This window comes from Mycolicibacterium tokaiense, from assembly GCF_010725885.1.
Taxonomy (GTDB): domain Bacteria; phylum Actinomycetota; class Actinomycetes; order Mycobacteriales; family Mycobacteriaceae; genus Mycobacterium; species Mycobacterium tokaiense.
On the sequence record NZ_AP022600.1, the window covers coordinates 5,681,221 to 5,697,855 of the forward strand.

Below are 16,635 nucleotides of genomic sequence, written 5' to 3' on the forward strand. Positions count from 1 at the left end.
GGGTGGAGTTCGACAACTACAAAGCGTCATACTTCTTGATGTGACGAGCGCTGTAGGGAGTTCGGGAACCGCCATCACGTCGCGGATTCATTCGCTGAACAGGCCAAACATGGTCAGTGTCGGCACCATCGTGTGGCTGTCGAGCGAGCTGATGTTCTTCGCGGGGTTGTTCGCGATGTACTTCACCGCACGGGCGCAGGCCGGTGGTGACTGGCCGCCGGCCCCGACCGAGCTGAACCTCGCGCTCGCCGTCCCGGTCACCCTGGTGCTGATCGCCTCGTCGTTCACCTGCCAGATGGGCGTGTTTGCCGCCGAGCGCGGTGACGTCTTCGGCCTGCGCCGCTGGTACACCCTGACGCTCGCGATGGGCACGTTCTTCGTGCTCGGCCAGGGCTACGAGTACTACCACCTGGTGCACACCGGGACGACGATCCCCGGCAGCGCGTACGGCACGGTCTTCTACCTGGCCACCGGCTTCCACGGCCTGCACGTGATCGGCGGTCTGGTCGCGTTCGTCTTCCTGCTCGCCCGCACCCGGATGAGCAAGTTCACCCCGGCCCAGGCCACCGCGGCCATCGTGGTGTCCTACTACTGGCATTTCGTCGACATCGTGTGGATCGCGCTGTTCGCCGTGATCTATTTCGTCCGATGAGCTCACCCAGCCCGATGAACAGGAGTGCTCGGTTGAAGATCTCGCGGTTGACCCGATCAGCCGGCACCGACAAGTCACGGCGGCGCACCCGCCGGCGGCTCACCGCCGGTCTGCTGCTGCTGATCGCGTTGACGATGGCCGGCGGCCTGGCTGCCGTGCTGACCCCCAAGCCGCAGGTCGCGGTGGCGGACGAGTCAGCGTCGGCGCTGCTGCGCACCGGCAAGCAGCTCTACGACACGTCGTGCATCTCCTGCCACGGTGCCAACCTGCAGGGTGTCGGCGACCGCGGACCCGCCCTGGTGGGCGTGGGTGAGGCCGCCGTCTACTTCCAGGTGTCCACCGGCCGCATGCCGGCGATGAGCCTCAACGCCCAGGCGCCCCAGAAGCCACCCAACTTCGACGAGTCGCAGATCGACGCCCTCGGCGCCTTCATCCAGGCCAACGGCGGCGGCCCGATGGTGCTCCGCGACGAGAACGGCCAGATCGCCCAGGAGTCACTGACCCATGGCAACGCGGCCCGCGGCGGGGACCTGTTCCGGCTGAACTGCGCCTCCTGCCACAACTTCACCGGCAAGGGCGGCGCCCTGTCGTCGGGCAAGTACGCCCCCGACCTCGGCGACGCCAATCCGCAGCAGATCTACACCGCCATGCTGACCGGCCCGCAGAACATGCCGAAGTTCTCGGACCGCCAGCTGACTCCCGAGGAGAAGGCGGACATCGTCACCTATGTCCGTGGAGCGTCCGAAACCCCCAGCCCGGGCGGTTACGGGCTGGGCGCGTTCGGGCCCACCTCTGAGGGCATGGCGGCATGGATCATCGGCATGGTCGCCATCATCGGCGTGGCGATGTGGATCGGGGCAAGGGCATGAGCGACGAACACGCACGGGGCAACGATCCCGATCAGGTGAACACCGGTACCGACAGCCCCGGGCAGACCCTGGACGCCGGTGACCCCACCGACGAGCAGCTGGCCAAGATGTCGCGCGAGGAGCTGCTGGCCCTCGGCGGCAAGATCGACGGCGTCGAAACCGTCTTCAAGGAGAAGCGCTGGCCCGTCGAGGGCACCAAGGCCGAGAAGCGGGCCGAGCGCACGGTCTCCTACTGGCTGATGCTCGGCGGTGTCGCCGGACTGGCGCTGCTGCTGGTCTTCATCTTCTGGCCGTGGGAGTACAACCCCGACAGCGTGATGTACAACCTGACCACCCCGCTGTACGGCCTCACCTTCGGTCTGTCGATCCTGGCCATCGGTGTGGGCGCGGTGCTCTTCCAGAAGAAGTTCATCCCGGAAGAGATCTCCATCCAGGACCGCCACGACGGCGCGTCGCCGGAGCTGCAGCGCAAGACCGTGGTGGCGAACCTGACCGACGCGCTCGAGGGCTCGACGATCAAGCGCCGCAAGATGATCGGCATCTCGATGGGCCTGGGTCTGGGCGCCTTCGGGGTCGGCACGCTGGTCGCCTTCATCGGCGGTCTGATCAAGAACCCGTGGAAGCCCGTGGTGCCCACCGCCGACGGCCCCAAGGCCGTGCTGTGGACGTCGGGCTGGACCCCGCGGTTCCAGGGCGAGACCATCTGGCTGGCCCGCGCGACCGGTGACGCCCACTCCCCCTTCATCAAGATGCGGCCCGAGGATCTCGACGCCGGCGGTATGGAAACGGTGTTCCCGTGGCGTGAATCCGACGGTGACGGCACCACGGTGGAATCGCACGAGACGCTGGCACACATCCAGATGGGTGTCCGCAACCCGGTGATGCTGATCCGCATCAAGCCACAGGACATGTCCAAGGTGGTCAAGCGTCAGGGCCAGGAGAGCTTCAACTTCGGCGACTTCTTCGCCTTCACCAAGGTCTGCTCGCACCTGGGCTGCCCGTCCTCGCTGTACGAGCAGCAGACCTACCGCATCCTGTGCCCGTGCCACCAGTCGCAGTTCGACGCGTTGCACTTTGCCAAGCCGATCTTCGGCCCGGCGGCCCGCGCCTTGGCGCAGCTGCCGATTACCATTGATCAGGACGGCTATCTGGTCGCCAACGGCGACTTCATCGAACCCGTCGGACCGGCCTTCTGGGAGCGGAGATCATGAGTCCCAAACTCGCTGAAACGATGGCCAAGCAGGGTGACGCGATCGATTCGCGGTATCACCCGTCAGCGGCGGTGCGGCGACAGCTCAACAAGGTGTTCCCCACGCACTGGTCGTTCCTGCTCGGTGAGATCGCGCTGTACAGCTTCATCATCCTGCTGCTCACCGGCATCTGGCTGACGCTGTTCTTCGACCCGTCCATGGCCGAGGTCACCTACAACGGCGTCTACGAGCCGCTGCGCGGCATCCAGATGTCGAAGGCCTACGAGTCGGCACTGAACATCAGCTTCGAGGTCCGCGGCGGCCTGTTCGTCCGCCAGGTCCACCACTGGGCGGCCCTGCTGTTCGCGGCGTCGATCATGGTCCATCTGGCGCGCATCTTCTTTACCGGCGCGTTCCGGCGGCCCCGTGAGGCCAACTGGGTGATCGGCTCGCTGCTGCTGATCCTGGCGATGTTCGAGGGCTTCTTCGGTTACTCGCTGCCCGACGACCTGCTCTCCGGCACCGGCCTGCGCGCCGCGTTCTCCGGCATCACGATGAGCATCCCCGTGATCGGCACCTGGATGCACTGGGCCCTGTTCGGCGGCGACTTCCCGGGCACCATCATCATCCCGCGCCTGTACGCCCTGCACATCCTGTTGCTCCCGGGCATCATGCTGGCGTTGATCGGTGCGCACCTGGCGCTGGTCTGGTTCCAGAAGCACACCCAGTTCCCCGGCCCCGGCCGCACCGAGAAGAACGTCGTCGGCGTCCGCGTCATGCCGGTGTTCGCCGTCAAGTCCGGCGCCTTCTTCGCGATGACCGTCGGCATCCTGGGCCTGATGGGTGGGTTGCTGCAGATCAACCCGATCTGGGATCTGGGTCCCTACAAGCCGTCCATGGTGTCGGCCGGAAGCCAGCCGGACTTCTACATGATGTGGACCGACGGCCTGATCCGTATCTGGCCGGCGTGGGAGTTCTACATCGGCAACTACACCATCCCCCAGCCGTTCTGGATCGCGATCCTGATGGGCCTGGTGTTCACCCTGCTGATCGCGTGGCCGTTCCTGGAGAAGCGGTTCACCGGTGACGACGCGCACCACAACCTGTTGCAGCGCCCGCGTGACGCTCCGGTGCGCACTGCCATCGGCGCCATGGCCATCTCGTTCTACATCCTGATGACCTACGCCTGCATGAACGACATCATCGCCCTGAAATTCCACATCTCGCTGAACGCGACCACCTGGATCGCGCGCATCGCGATGGTGGTGCTGCCCCCGATCGTCTACTTCGTCACCTACCGGTGGGCCGTTGCGCTGCAGCGCGCCGACCGCGCGGTGCTCGAGCACGGCATCGAGACCGGCATCATCAAGCGGCTCCCGCACGGCGCGTACGTCGAGCTGCACCAGCCGATCGGCCCGGTCGACGACCACGGCCATCCCATTCCGCTGGAGTACCAGGGCGCCGCGGTGCCGAAGAAGATGAACAAGCTGGGATCGGGCGGTGCCCCGGGCCGTGGCAGCTTCCTCTACCCGGATCCGGTGACCGAGGACGCCGCACTCACCGAGGCCGAGCACGCGTCGCACCACCGCCAGCTCACGGCGCTCAAGGAGTACCAGGACACCGAACACGGCACCAACGGTTCGTCGAACGGGCACTCCAACGGACATTCGAACGGCCACTCCAACGGACATTCGAACGGTCATCACTGACCGACTCCGGACAGCGAAACGGCTGCGCGCACTTCGGTGCTCGCAGCCGTTTTGTTTGTGCGGGGACCCGCGCGGACCGCTCCCCTCCCCCACCACCGCGGCCCCAGCAGCGCCAGACGTAAACCTGCGCGACCCACACACACCGGCGAGTCGTCACACAGGGTTACGTATCGCGGAGCTCTAGTCGGCCTCAGCGGCCCCGCTACGGCGCGAGACGTAAACCTGCGCGACCCAGACCGGCGAGTCGTCGCAGGCGGTTACGTGTCGCGCCGGACCAGGGCTCTGGTCGACGTCCCGCAGCTGCGCCAGACGTAAACCTGCGCGACCCACACCGGCGAGTCGTCGCAGGCGGTTACGTGTCGCGCCGGACCACGGCTCTGGTCGACGTCAGCGGCCCCAGCAGCGCCAGACGTAAACCTGCGCGGCCCACACTCGTCACACAGGGTTACGTATCGCGGAGCTCTAGTCGGCCTCAGCGGCCAGCAGGCCGCGCAGCTGACGCAGATAGACCAGCGGGATGGCCACCGTCGCCAGGGTGATGGCGCCTGCCACCCCGTAGGCCACCCAGGAGGCGGTGGTGCTGCCCAGCGCCATCAGATAGGTGGCCACCGCCACCGCCACATACGCCAGTCCCACACCGGTCAGCACCCCGAGCCCGCAGCGCAACCACATCCGGTCCAGGAAGGTCGCCGGGACGGCTTCCGGTGAGTGCCGCGCGGGGGTGGGCCCGGGATAGTCCGGCGGGTCCTGATCGGCCAGCAAGGCGCGCGCCTGAACGGTTTTGGGGCCGGTGCGCGGTGGCGGTGCGGGCTCGTCGACGGCGCGCCGGGCGCGCAACAGCAGCGGCACCGCCAAGAGGATCACCAGCGCAGAGACGCCGATGACGGTGTAGAGCAACCACGGGGTGCCGGCGTCTTCGGCCGGCCGGGAGGTGTGCACGGATCCGAGCTTCACCAGGGCCACGCCTGCCGCCACCGCGACGCCCAGGGCCGCCAGCCACGTCACCGCGCAGGCCGCGATCACACCGCGGTCGATCAGCTCGGGTGAGCCCGACAGCCGGTCCTGCGGGCGCCTGTCCATAGAGCTTCCCCCCGATTTCTGCTTCAACAACTGGTCTGCGCCGCGTTGCCGTTGTTCGACGACAGCACCGTGCCGTCGCTGGTGGTGATGGAGCAGTTGAGGCGGCTGACCAGGAACAGGCTGGAGGCCTGCACCGAGCCGACCTCGGACTGCGAGATGGGCGTGACCGTCAGCGACCAGGGGATGTAGACGTTGCGCTGCGTGCGGCTGCGGCCCGACGCGTCGATGTAGGTCACCGAGATGACGTCACCGGGCGCTTTGGTGCCGGTGATGGAGTAGGTGACCTGCCGCGGTCCCGGGGGCGCCGTGGTGGTCGGCGGCGGAGGCGGCGGCGCCTCGGTGGTGGCCGGCGGCGGAGGCGGGGGCTCCTCCACGGGCGGCGGCGGAGGAGGAGGCGGTTCTTCCGGGGTCACCGTGACCGTCTCGGTGGGCGGTGGCGGCGGAGGGGGCGGGGGCTCCGTCGTGGTCGGCGGTGGTGGCGGCGGGGGTGGCGTGGTGGTGGTGATCTCGTCCTGCACCGGTGCCCGGCTGGTGGTGGACGTCCCGGGCGTGGCGAGATCGTCGGTGCTGGTACTGGTGACCAGCAGCGACACCGACACCACCAGGGAGATCGCGGCGATGATGGCGGTGATGCCGACCACCCACGGCCAGCGCGGCGGCTTGCTGTCCTCGGCTGCGCCAACACCGTCGTAGTTGTCGTAGTCGTAGAGGTGGGGATCGGCCGGTACATAGGGTCCCGTGGTGAACTGCTCGGACTCGGGGGCCGAGTAAGCGCGGGACGGAAACTCGGCGGGCACCAGGTCGGTGCCGTACTCCTTGCTGAGATCCTCGACGAAGCCGTCAGGAGTCGACGAGGTGCCCTCGTCGTCCCCGGAATCCGCCCCTGGTGGATTCGGCCCGCTCATGTCCGCCTGTCCTTCTCGAGTCGATCACCCACTCGTGCGTGGGCAACACTACCCAACCGACGCGCCCGGACGATCGCGACAGACCGTGACAAACCAAGCCCGCTCGGACTCAGTGCTTCTCGGGGCCCCAGTAGTACTCGAACACCAGACCACCGGCGCTGAACAACACGAAGCAGACGCCCGCGACGATCAGCCAGGGCAGCCACAGGGCGGCGCCCACAGCGGCGGTGGAGAAGGACAACGCGATCAGGATCGGCCACCAGCTGTGCGGGCTGAAGAAGCCCAGCTCGCCGGCGCCGTCACTGATCTCGGCATCTTCGTAGTCCTCGGGCCGGGTGTCCAGACGCCGAGCCACGAAGCGGAAGAACGTGCCGATGATCAAGGACAGGCCCGCGGTCAGCACGAGGGCGGTGGTGCCGGCCCACTCGATGCCACCGTATTGGTAGAAGTGCGTCAACGACGCATAGACGATGGCTGCGACAACGCAGAAGGCGGTCAGGATCTCGAACAGCCGGGCTTCGATGTGCATGGTGAATTCCTCTCGGTCCTGCTGCCGTCAGTTCCGCAGGGGGGGCGCCTGCTCACCGCGGCGCGTGTCGAACGGCCGGGTGGTGACGGCGACCGGATCCTGGCCGATGGCCTGCAGCGCCTGGGCGTTGGTGGCGTCGGGGTTGTCGATGCGGTACTGCAGATACGCCTTGAAGTCGTTGGGCTCCACCACACGGACCTCGAAGTTCATCATCGAGTGGTAAGTGCCGCACATCTCGGTGCAGCGGCCGACGAACGCACCGGTCTCCAGGATCTCGCTGATCTGGAAGATGTTGTCGGAGTTGTTCTCCCTGGGGTTGGGCAGCACGTCCCGCTTGAAGAGGAACTCGGGCACCCAGAACCCGTGGATGACGTCGGCGGAGGCGATCTGGAACTCGACGCGCTTGCCGGTGGGCAGCACCAGGATCGGGATCTCGTCACTGGTGCCCAGTGTCTCGACTTCGTCGAAGTTCAGGTAGGAGCGGTCCTCGGGGTTCTTGCCCGCCAGCGGCCCGACCTCGGGGTGGCCTTCCTGGCCCTCACCTTCGCCGGCGCGCCCGTCGCCCTCGGCGGGCGCGGAAACCATGGCTTCCTTGCGCTCGTTGTCCACACCGTCGTAGTCGAACGTGCCGTCGGCGAAGGCGACCTTCTGGTAGCCGAACTTCCAGTTCCACTGGAAGGCGGTGACGTCGATGACGACCTCGGGGTTGGGCTCCTTGGCCAGCATGGTCTCCTGCACCACCACGGTGAAGTAGAACAGCACGGAGATGATGAGGAACGGGATGACCGTCAGGACCAGCTCGAGCGGCATGTTGTAGCCGAACTGCCGGGGCAGCTCCGTGTCGGTGGCCTTCTTGCGGTGGAACACCGAAGTCCAGAACAGCAGCAGGTAGACGATTCCGCCGACGACGAAGGACGCCGCGACCGAACCGATCCACAGTTCGCGGTTCAGATGCGCTTCCGGGGTGATGCCCTTGGGCCATCCCAGGGCCAGCGCGTCGGTGAGGCTGCAGCCGCTGAGAACAAAGGCCAGCGCACCGAACGTGGCCGCCAAAGCCACCATCCTGAGCCGACGAGAACGGCCGGTCTTCACGCTGGCGCCTCCTGTATTCCGTCCGCTGGGTTCCCACCGCGGACACGGCGGATTTCCGTCGAATACTACGCAGCGTAGACCACGCCCACTAGCCGAGCTCGAACCACCTGCCGTATGCGTTTCACCGCCGCTTGGCATACTTGGCGGCGATGTGCGGACTCGTAGCTCTGCTGTGTGAACCGGGCCGGCCCGTCACACCCGAAATCGTCGATGCGGTGGCCGGCGCGGCGCACCTGATGCGCCACCGTGGACCCGATGAACCGGGCACGTGGTCCGACGATCGGGTGGTCCTGGGCTTCAACCGACTGTCCATCATCGACATCGCCCATTCGCACCAGCCGCTGCGCTGGGGACCGCCCGACGCACCGCAGCGCTATGTGCTGGTGTTCAACGGCGAGATCTACAACTACCTCGAGGTGCGCGCGCAGCTGAGCGAGGAGTTCGGCGCGCAGTTCCACACCGAGGGCGACGGCGAGGCCATCGTCGCGGCGTACCACCACTGGGGCGTGGACGCCCTGCCGCGGCTGCGCGGCATGTTCGCCTTCGCGCTGTGGGACACCGTCACCGGTGAACTGTTCTGCGCCCGCGACCCGTTCGGGATCAAGCCGCTGTTCATGGCGACCGGCCCGGGCGGCACCGCGGTGGGCAGTGAGAAGAAGTGCCTCACCGATCTGTCGGAAGTGCTCGGGATCGATGTCGGCGACACCGGCCTCGACCACCGCGCTGTCCAGCACTACACCGTGTTGCAGTACGTGCCCGAGCCCGAGACCCTGCACCGGCAGGTCCGCCGGCTGGAGTCCGGCTGCTACGCCCGCATCTCCCCCGGCGGGCAGCCGCAGGTGTCGCGGTACTTCACGCCCACCTTCCCCGTGTCCGCGTTCCGGGCCGGTGGCGAGCAGGCCCGCTACGACGAGATCACCCGGGTGCTCGAGGACTCGGTGGCCAAGCATATGCGCGCCGACGTGACCGTGGGCGCGTTCCTGTCCGGCGGCATCGACTCCACCGCCATCGCCGCGCTGGCCATCCGGCACAACCCGAAGCTGATCACCTTCACCACCGGGTTCGAACGGGAGGGCTTCTCCGAGGTCGACGTGGCGGTCGCCTCCGCCGAGGCCATCGGCGCCCGGCACGTCGCCAAGGTGGTCAGCCCGGCCGAGTTCGTCGCCGCGCTGCCCGAGATCGTCTGGTATCTGGACGAACCCGTCGCCGACCCGGCGCTGGTGCCGTTGTTCTTCATCGCCAGGGAAGCCCGCAAGCACGTCAAGGTGGTGCTCTCCGGCGAGGGCGCCGACGAGCTGTTCGGCGGCTACACCATTTATCGGGAACCGTTGTCACTCAAGGCATTCGACTATCTGCCCCGGCCGGTGCGGCGCTCACTGGGCAAGGCGTCACAACCGCTGCCGGACGGCATGCGCGGCAAGAGCCTGCTGCACCGCGGCTCGCTGACCCTCGAACAGCGCTATTACGGCAATGCCCGCAGTTTCTCCGACGCCCAGCTACGGGCGGTGCTGCCGGGGTTCCGCGCCGACTGGACGCACACCGACGTGACCGCCGAGATCTACCGGCAGTCGGCGGGCTGGGACCCGGTGGCCCGCATGCAGCATCTCGATCTGTTCACCTGGCTGCGCGGCGACATCCTGGTCAAGGCCGACAAGATGACGATGGCCAATTCGCTGGAGCTGCGGGTGCCGTTCCTGGATCCCGAGGTGTTCGCGGTGGCGTCGCGGCTGCCGCTGGAGCAGAAGATCACCCGGACCACCACCAAATACGCCCTGCGCCGGGCATTGGAACCGATCGTGCCCGCGCATGTGCTGCACCGGGCCAAGCTGGGCTTCCCGGTGCCGATCCGGCACTGGCTGCGCTCCGGTGAGCTGCTGGAGTGGGCGCACGCGATGATCACCACCTCGCAGGCCGGTCACCTGGTCGACCTCGCGGGTGTGCAGCGCATGCTCGACGAACACCGCACCGGCGCCGCCGATCACAGCCGCCGGCTGTGGACGGTGCTGATCTTCATGCTCTGGCACGCCATCTTCATCGAGCGGTCCATCACCCCGCACATCGACGAGCCGGTCTACCCCGTCGAGCTCTAGAGCGATTTGCGGAGTCTCACCGGCGCTCACCGCCGGTGAAACCCCTCAAATCACAGCAGCGCGGCGGCAATCTCGGACTCGGCCTCGGTGCCGTAGACCTCGGCCAGGCGCGGCAGCGCGGCCGCCTTGTCCCAGGTCCACTCCTGGGGACCCGGCGCTTCCAGCACCAGGGTGGCCACCAGCGACGCCAACTGCGCAGAGCGCTCCAAGCTCAGGCCCGCGGTGCGCCCGGTCAGGAACCCCGCGCGGAACGCATCGCCGATCCCCGTCGGGTCGGCCTTGTGGGTCTCGGGTACCACGTCGACGTGCACGAAGGTGCCGTCGCGACCCACCAGGTCGACGCCCTTCTCCCCCAGCGTCGTGACGCGCAACTCGATCTGCTGCATCACCTCGGCCTCGGACCAGCCGGACTTCTGCAACAGCAGGTCCCATTCGTAGTCGTTGGTGAACAGGTAGGTGGCGCCGTCGATCAGGCGGCGGATCTCCTCGCGATTGAGTCGGGCCAGCTGCTGCGACGGGTCGGCGGCGAAGGCCAGACCCAGGGAACGGCACTCCTCGGTGTGCAGGAACATCGCTTCCGGGTCGTTGGCGCCGACGATCACCAGCTCGGGCGTGCCGGTGGCCTCGACCAGCTTGGCCAGTGAGATGGTGCGGGCTTCCGACATCGCGCCGGGGTAGAACGACGCCAGCTGGGCCATGTCCTGGTCGGTGGTGCAGACGAAGCGGGCGGTGTAGGCGTCCTGCGACACCAGCACCTGCGAGCAATCCACCCCGTTGGACTCCAGCCACTGCCGGTAGTCGTCGAAGTCCGAGCCGACGGCCCCCACCAGCGTGGGGCTGCCGCCCAGGATGCCGATGGCGTAGGCCATGTTGCCCGCGACGCCGCCGCGGTGCATCACCAGGTCGTCGACGAGGAAGCTGAGCGAGACCTTCTGCAGATGTTCGGCGAGCAGCTGCTCGGCGAAGCGACCCGGAAAACGCATCAGATGATCCGTTGCGATCGATCCGGTCACGGCAATGCTCACCAGCAGCTCCATCCGATTTTTGTGAGGTTTCGGGGTCAGGCGCATCCGACCCTACCGGTGCCTGCGCATCGGCTCATCTCTCCCCCGGTGCGATAGCCTGGCCGTCCACGCGATGTTGTCGGCCCTACCCCGGGAGAAACCATGTCCGGCGTTTACCCGCCCCACCAGGGCGCCGGCATGCCAGGACCCGAGCGCAGACCCGAGCAGCCCGTCTTCCCGCCCAATTTCGGTGGCGCCTGGGGTCCCTACCGTCCTCCGGAGCCGCCGCCCAGTGCGCAGTTCCCGACGGGACCGGTGGGACCACCGCCGTTCCCCGGGCCGGTGCCCCCGCCGGTGCCGTATCCCGACAAGAGTCGGTGGAAACCGATCCTGGCAGCGGTGACGGCTGTGGTGGTGATCGGTGCCGTGGTGGCGGCGGTGACGCTGCTCGGTCGCGGCGACGACGCGCGGGGCGCGGTGCTCACCACCGCCAGCGCCCAGGAGGCCATCCAGGGGTATCTCGATGCGCTGTCCGACAGTGATGTGGAAGCAATTTCGCGCAACAGTCTGTGTGGGCTCTACGACGGGGTGAAAGACCGTCGCGCCGACGACGCGCTGGCCCGGCTGAGCAGTGACGCGTTCCAGAAGCAGTTCTCCAGCGCCCGCGTCACCAGCGTCGACACCATGGTGTTCGCCTCACCCAGCAGCGCCCAGGCCCTGTTCAGCATGCAGGTGGTACCTGCGGTCGGCAATCGCGGCGGTGACGACACCCGCCAGGGGGTGGCCCAACTGCTGGCCTACGGCGACGACGTGTTGGTGTGTTCTTACGTACTACGCACAGCGGGCACGTTCTAGCAGCTGCTAGAACGTGCCCGGCTGGGTGGATCAGACGATCAGTTGAACGAATCGCCGCAGGCGCACGAGCCCGTGGCGTTCGGGTTGTCGATGGTGAAACCCTGCTTCTCGATGGTGTCCACGAAATCGATCGTGGCGCCCTGGACGTACGGAGCGCTCATCCGGTCGACGGTCAGAGACACCCCGCCGAATTCGACGTTGAGGTCGCCGTCCAGCGTGCGGTCGTCGAAGAACAGGTTGTACCGCAGCCCGGCGCAACCACCCGGCTGCACAGCAATGCGCAGCGCCAGATCGTCGCGGCCCTCCTGGTCGAGCAGCGCCTTCGCCTTTGCGGCCGCGGCGTCGGACAGCGTCACACCGTGGGCAGCGGTGGTGGTCGCTGACTCTTCCTGAACAGTCATTACGTCTCCCTCGGTGACATACGTGGTACGGGCGTCAACCCATACAGCTCCAACGGTACCTTCTCCGATGGCTATTCCCGATCTTCGACCGACTTCGCGATCTCCGCCGCCGCCCGGCGCGCCAGCCCGGCAAGCTGATTTGCCGCGTCGTCGATGGCCACCTGCACCGAGCCGGCGTAATCGGCGACTGCGAACGCCGCGGCGATTCCCGCCCCGCGCAGCGCGTCGGTGTCCAAGGTCACCTGACCGGCCAAGACCAGCACCGGGATCTTGTGCGCGCCGGCTCCGCCTGCCAGGGCGCTGACCACCTTGCCGTGCAGCGACTGGTCGTCGAAGCGCCCTTCGCCGGTGATCACCAGCTCGGCCACGGCGACATCGTCGGCCAGCCGGGTGTGTTCGGCGATGATGGCCGCGCCGGACTCCCGGTGCCCGCCCAGGGCCAGCAGTGCCGCGCCCAATCCTCCTGCCGCCCCGGCGCCGGCCTCGGTGCTGACCGGACGGCCCGCCGCGGCGTCCAGTTCGGCGCCCCAGTCGGCGAGCCGCTTCTCCAGGAGTTCGATGGTGGCCGGATCGGCACCCTTCTGCGGGCCGAACACGTGCGCGGCGCCCATGGGCCCCAGCAGCGGGTGCTCGACGTCGGAGGCCACGATCACCTCGACCTCCGCCAGCCCGGCGCGGGCGGCGGTCAGACCGCCGAGTGCCTCGATCATGCCGCGACCGCCGTCGGTGGTGCTGCTGCCGCCCAGGCCGACGGCGATCCGGGTGGCCCCGGCCGCCAGTGCGGCGGCCACCAACTGACCGACCCCGTAGGTGTGTGCGGCCACTGCGGTGGCCACGGTCGGCGGACCGCCCAGCAAGGTCAGCCCGCAGGCCTGCGCGCATTCGATGTAGGCGGTGGGCCGCTCCGGGTCGGTGACGCGGTCGAACACCCACTCGGCGTCCACCGATTCCGCCCCCGGCGAGTCCAGCGGACCGCACACCCGGCTGTGCCGCAGCTCGCCGAGCCGACTGGCCAGCACCCCGACGAACCCGGGACCGCCGTCGGACTGCGGGGCCAGCGTCAACTCGTCACCGGGACGCGACTGCTGCCAGCCCACCGCGATCGCCTGGGCGGCCTCCACCGCCGTCAAGGTGTCACCGAAACAATCAGGAGCGATCAACACGCGCAGAGCTGAATCCTGTGTGACCGTCATCCCTGCAGATTAGGGTGCGCGTTCTCCCGGTGCATTTCCGGGCACGGGCGTGTCCCAAGTAACCTGGCAGTGTGAAACTGCTGGGCCGCAAGAAAGACGACGGAGATCCCGACGACGTCAGCGTCACGACGACGGAGGAGAACCACACCTCGGACGAGGTGACGGCTCCCGGTACCGCGCCCAAGGGCAGGCCCACCCCCAAACGTGACAGCGCCAAGCGGCGTGGCCCCGTGGCGCCCGCACCGATGACCACCAAGGAGGCCCGGGCCCGTCGCAAGGCGATGGCCGGCCCCAAGCTGTCGAAGGAAGAGCGCAAGATCCAGCGCGCCGAACGCCGCGCGAGCACCAACGAGCGTCGCGAACGGATGATGGCCGGCGACGAGGCCTATCTGTTGCCCCGGGATCAGGGTCCGGTGCGCCGCTATGCCCGCGACATTGTCGATTCCCGGCGCAACCTGCTCGGCCTCTTCATGCCCGCCGCCCTGTTCCTGATCTTCGTGATGCTGGCCGTGCCGCAGGTGCAGTACTACATCTCCCCGGCCATGCTGGTGCTGATGGCGATCATGGCCATCGACGGCATCCTGTTGGCGCGCAAGGTGAACAACGCCGTGGACGTCAAGTTCCCGGACAACACCGAGGGCCGCGTCAAGCTCGGCTTCTACGCCGCCGGGCGGGCCTCGCAGCTGCGCAGGATGCGAGCGCCGAGGCCGATGGTCAACCGCGGCGACAAAGTCGCCTGACCCCAGCTGGTGCGCACGCTGGTGCTCGGCGGTATCCGATCGGGCAAGTCACGCTGGGCCGAGCAGGCCATCGCCGAATCGTGCGGTGACGCACCGGTGCGGTACCTGGCCACCGGCCCGGTGGCCGACGACGAGAGTTGGTCGGCGCGCGTGGCCGCCCATCAGCTGCGCCGGCCGCCGCACTGGGAGACCGTCGAAACCTCGGATGTGGCAGCGCAGTTGCGTGCCCACCGGGGCACCGCTGCACTGGTCGACGACATTGGGAACTGGCTGACGACGGCGATGGACCGGGCCGGCGCCTGGTCGGGGGGCCCGGTCACCGCGGACACCGACGCCCTGGTGGCCGCGGTCGAGGAGTTCGGATCACCGCTGGTGCTGGTCAGCCCCGAGGTGGGCTTGACGGTGGTGCCCGACACCGAGGCCGGACGACGGTTCGCCGACGCGCTCGGTGCGCTGAACCAGCAGTTGGCCGCGGTGTGCGACCGGGTGGTCCTGGTGATCGCCGGGCAGCCGTTGACCCTGACCCCGCAGAGGTCGTAGATGGACTCCGCTTCGATGTTCCCCACTGTGGGCGCGCCCGACGCCGACGCCGCGGCCGCCGCGGCCGCGCGCCAGGGCACGCTGACCAAGCCCACCGGCGCCCTGGGCCGGCTGGAGGCCCTGTCGATCTGGGCGGCCGCGTGCCAGGGACAGTGTCCGCCAGCACAATTCGCGCGTGCGCGGGTGGTGGTGTTCGCCGGCGATCACGGCGTCGCCACCGCCGGGGTGTCGGCGTACCCGCCGGAGGTCACCGCACAGATGGCCGCCAACATCGCCGCCGGCGGCGCCGCGGTCAACGTGTTGGCCGACGTGGCCGGGGCGTCGGTGCGGGTGGTCGACGTCGCCATCGATGACGACACCGACACCGAAGCCGAGTACCGGATCCGGCGGTCCAGCGGCAACATCGCCGTCGAGGACGCGCTGACCGAGGAGCAGGTGGAGGCCGCGGTGCGCGCCGGCGCCCGGGTCGCCGACGAAGAAGTGGACGCCGGCGCCGACCTGTTGATCGCCGGCGACATGGGCATCGGGAACACCACGCCCGCAACGGTGTTGATCGCGCTGATGACCAACACCGAACCGGTGGTGGCGGTGGGCCGCGGCACCGGGATCGACGATCACGGCTGGCGCCGCAAGACCGCGGCCGTGCGCGACGCGATGTACCGCGCGTACGGCGACCGGTTCGACACCCTGGCCCTGCTGCGCATCGCCGGCGGTGCAGATCTGGCCGCGACGGCGGGATTCCTGGCCCAGGCGGCGATCCGGCGGACTCCCGTGCTGCTCGACGGCGTGGTGATCGGCGCCGCGGCGCTGGCGGCCGAACGGCTGGCGCCGGGCGCTCGGGCATGGTGGCAGGCCGGGCACCGCTCCACCGAACCCGCACATGCGCTGGCACTGGCGCAGCTGGAGCTCGAACCCGTCCTGGATCTGCAGATGCGCCTGGGTGAGGGCACCGGTGCGGTGGTCGCGCTGTCGGTGCTGCGCGGTGCGGTGGCCACCCTTGCACATATGGCGACCTTCGATTCCGCCGGGGTCACGAGCCGCCAGGAGTCAGATCCGGCGACGCCGTGATGGGCGCACTCGCCAGTGCGTTCTCCTTCGCGACCGTGCTGCCGGTGCGCAGCCAGGCCCCGATCGGCCGCGCCACCGTGGCGCTGCTGCCGGTGGTGGGCATTGCCCTCGGCGTACTCGCGGCGGCGGTGAACGCCGGTGCTGCAGCGCTTTTCGACGGAATGCTGCCGGGCCTGCTGACGGTGGCGGCGCTGCTGCTGGCCACCCGCGGACTGCACATCGACGGGCTGTCGGACACCGTCGACGGACTGGGCTGCTACGGACCTCCCGAGCGGGCGCTGGCGGTGATGCGCGACGGCACGGCGGGTCCGTTCGGCGTGGCGGCGGTGGTGCTGGTGCTGGGCGTGCAGGCGGCGGCGTACTCGACTCTGGACTGGGTGGCGATCGTGGTCGCCGTTGTCGCCGGGCGGGTGGCCGCGGTGGCGGCGTGCCGACGCTCGGTGCCGGCCGCCGCGGGCAGTGCCCTCGGTGGTGCGGTGGCCGGCACCCAGCCGATCTGGTCGGTGGCGCTGTGGGTCGGACTGCTGGTGTGGCTGGCCGCTTTCGCGACGCCACGGCTGTGGCAGGGTCCGGTGGCGGTACTGGCCGGGCTGGCCGTGACCGCGATCCTGGTGACGCACTGTGTGCGCCGGTTCGGTGGGATCACCGGCGACGTTCTCGGCTTCACCGTCGAGGTGACAACGACGGTGGTGGCGCTGGGATTGCTGGCCCGCTAGGC

General features: G+C 68.5%; 17 protein-coding genes. 10 read left to right on the top strand and 7 right to left on the bottom strand.

Going from position 1 to position 16,635, the window contains the following annotated elements; genetic code table 11:
- Positions 1-40: 40 nt before the first annotated feature.
- Genes ctaE through qcrB form a run of 4 tightly spaced genes read left to right on the top strand, consistent with a single transcriptional unit; the run spans position 41 to position 4,420 of the window.
- Entirely contained in the window at positions 41-652 is a 612-nt protein-coding gene (gene ctaE, locus G6N58_RS27410) for an aa3-type cytochrome oxidase subunit III (RefSeq protein WP_068917558.1), read from the top strand.
- Positions 649-1,521: a cytochrome bc1 complex diheme cytochrome c subunit gene (qcrC, locus tag G6N58_RS27415; RefSeq protein WP_163908474.1), complete on the top strand. Its 873-nt coding sequence runs from the start codon at positions 649-651 to the stop codon at positions 1,519-1,521. Before ctaE ends, qcrC begins: the two co-directional genes overlap by 4 nt.
- Positions 1,518-2,732 carry a cytochrome bc1 complex Rieske iron-sulfur subunit gene (qcrA, locus tag G6N58_RS27420; RefSeq protein WP_115282017.1) on the top strand — a complete coding sequence of 405 codons (1,215 nt, stop codon included), beginning with the start codon at positions 1,518-1,520 and terminating at the stop codon, positions 2,730-2,732. The genes qcrC and qcrA overlap by 4 nt, the downstream gene beginning before the upstream one ends.
- Complete coding sequence (gene qcrB / locus G6N58_RS27425) at positions 2,729-4,420, top strand: cytochrome bc1 complex cytochrome b subunit (protein WP_115280706.1); 1,692 nt, start codon at positions 2,729-2,731, stop codon at positions 4,418-4,420. Before qcrA ends, qcrB begins: the two co-directional genes overlap by 4 nt.
- A 462-nt stretch (positions 4,421-4,882) precedes the next feature.
- Here the strand turns inward: qcrB and G6N58_RS27430 are convergent, their stop codons facing one another.
- The 4 genes from G6N58_RS27430 to ctaC all read right to left on the bottom strand — a co-directional run bounded on the left by G6N58_RS27430 (position 4,883) and on the right by ctaC (position 7,996).
- On the bottom strand, positions 4,883-5,500 hold the full coding sequence (locus G6N58_RS27430) for a DUF2561 family protein (RefSeq protein ID WP_115280705.1): 618 nt from the start codon (positions 5,498-5,500) through the stop codon (positions 4,883-4,885).
- 23 nt (positions 5,501-5,523) lie between these two features.
- Complete coding sequence (locus G6N58_RS27435; protein ID WP_115280704.1) at positions 5,524-6,405, bottom strand: MmpS family transport accessory protein; 882 nt, start codon at positions 6,403-6,405, stop codon at positions 5,524-5,526.
- Between the two features lie 109 nt (positions 6,406-6,514).
- Complete coding sequence (locus G6N58_RS27440) at positions 6,515-6,934, bottom strand: cytochrome c oxidase subunit 4 (protein WP_068917563.1); 420 nt, start codon at positions 6,932-6,934, stop codon at positions 6,515-6,517.
- 27 nt (positions 6,935-6,961) lie between these two features.
- The gene (gene ctaC, locus G6N58_RS27445; RefSeq protein ID WP_115280703.1) at positions 6,962-7,996 is read right to left on the bottom strand and encodes an aa3-type cytochrome oxidase subunit II; all 1,035 of its coding nucleotides are present in this window, start codon (positions 7,994-7,996) and stop codon (positions 6,962-6,964) included.
- Between the two features lie 179 nt (positions 7,997-8,175).
- Between ctaC and asnB the strand changes: the two genes are divergently transcribed.
- Positions 8,176-10,116 carry an asparagine synthase (glutamine-hydrolyzing) gene (asnB, locus tag G6N58_RS27450; protein WP_115280702.1) on the top strand — a complete coding sequence of 647 codons (1,941 nt, stop codon included), beginning with the start codon at positions 8,176-8,178 and terminating at the stop codon, positions 10,114-10,116.
- 50 nt (positions 10,117-10,166) lie between these two features.
- Here asnB and G6N58_RS27455 read toward each other — a convergent pair whose 3' ends face one another.
- Positions 10,167-11,141, bottom strand: a complete 975-nt coding sequence (locus G6N58_RS27455) for a carbohydrate kinase family protein (protein WP_115282016.1) — start codon at positions 11,139-11,141, stop codon at positions 10,167-10,169.
- Positions 11,142-11,282: 141 nt separating this feature from the next.
- Here G6N58_RS27455 and G6N58_RS27460 point away from each other — a divergent pair, with 141 nt between their 5' ends.
- Positions 11,283-11,975, top strand: coding sequence for an Rv0361 family membrane protein (locus G6N58_RS27460; protein WP_115280701.1), 693 nt, complete (start codon positions 11,283-11,285; stop codon positions 11,973-11,975).
- A 38-nt stretch (positions 11,976-12,013) separates the two neighbouring features.
- On the opposite strand, the gene G6N58_RS27465 is transcribed toward G6N58_RS27460, so the two are convergent.
- On the bottom strand, positions 12,014-12,376 hold the full coding sequence (locus tag G6N58_RS27465; RefSeq protein WP_068917567.1) for a HesB/IscA family protein: 363 nt from the start codon (positions 12,374-12,376) through the stop codon (positions 12,014-12,016).
- Positions 12,377-12,447: 71 nt separating this feature from the next.
- Entirely contained in the window at positions 12,448-13,545 is a 1,098-nt protein-coding gene (locus tag G6N58_RS27470; RefSeq protein WP_232068166.1) for a glycerate kinase family protein, read from the bottom strand.
- A 95-nt stretch (positions 13,546-13,640) separates the two neighbouring features.
- On the opposite strand from G6N58_RS27470, the gene G6N58_RS27475 reads away from it, so the two are divergent.
- From G6N58_RS27475 to G6N58_RS27490, 4 genes are read left to right on the top strand one after another with little or no spacing between them, the layout of a single operon-like run.
- Positions 13,641-14,309, top strand: coding sequence for a DUF3043 domain-containing protein (locus G6N58_RS27475; RefSeq protein ID WP_115280699.1), 669 nt, complete (start codon positions 13,641-13,643; stop codon positions 14,307-14,309).
- Between the two features lie 9 nt (positions 14,310-14,318).
- Entirely contained in the window at positions 14,319-14,849 is a 531-nt protein-coding gene (locus G6N58_RS27480; RefSeq protein WP_115280698.1) for a bifunctional adenosylcobinamide kinase/adenosylcobinamide-phosphate guanylyltransferase, read from the top strand.
- Entirely contained in the window at positions 14,850-15,917 is a 1,068-nt protein-coding gene (cobT, locus tag G6N58_RS27485) for a nicotinate-nucleotide--dimethylbenzimidazole phosphoribosyltransferase (protein ID WP_115280697.1), read from the top strand.
- Positions 15,917-16,633, top strand: a complete 717-nt coding sequence (locus tag G6N58_RS27490) for an adenosylcobinamide-GDP ribazoletransferase (protein WP_276017207.1) — start codon at positions 15,917-15,919, stop codon at positions 16,631-16,633. Before cobT ends, G6N58_RS27490 begins: the two co-directional genes overlap by 1 nt.
- The last annotated feature ends 2 nt before the right edge of the window (positions 16,634-16,635 follow it).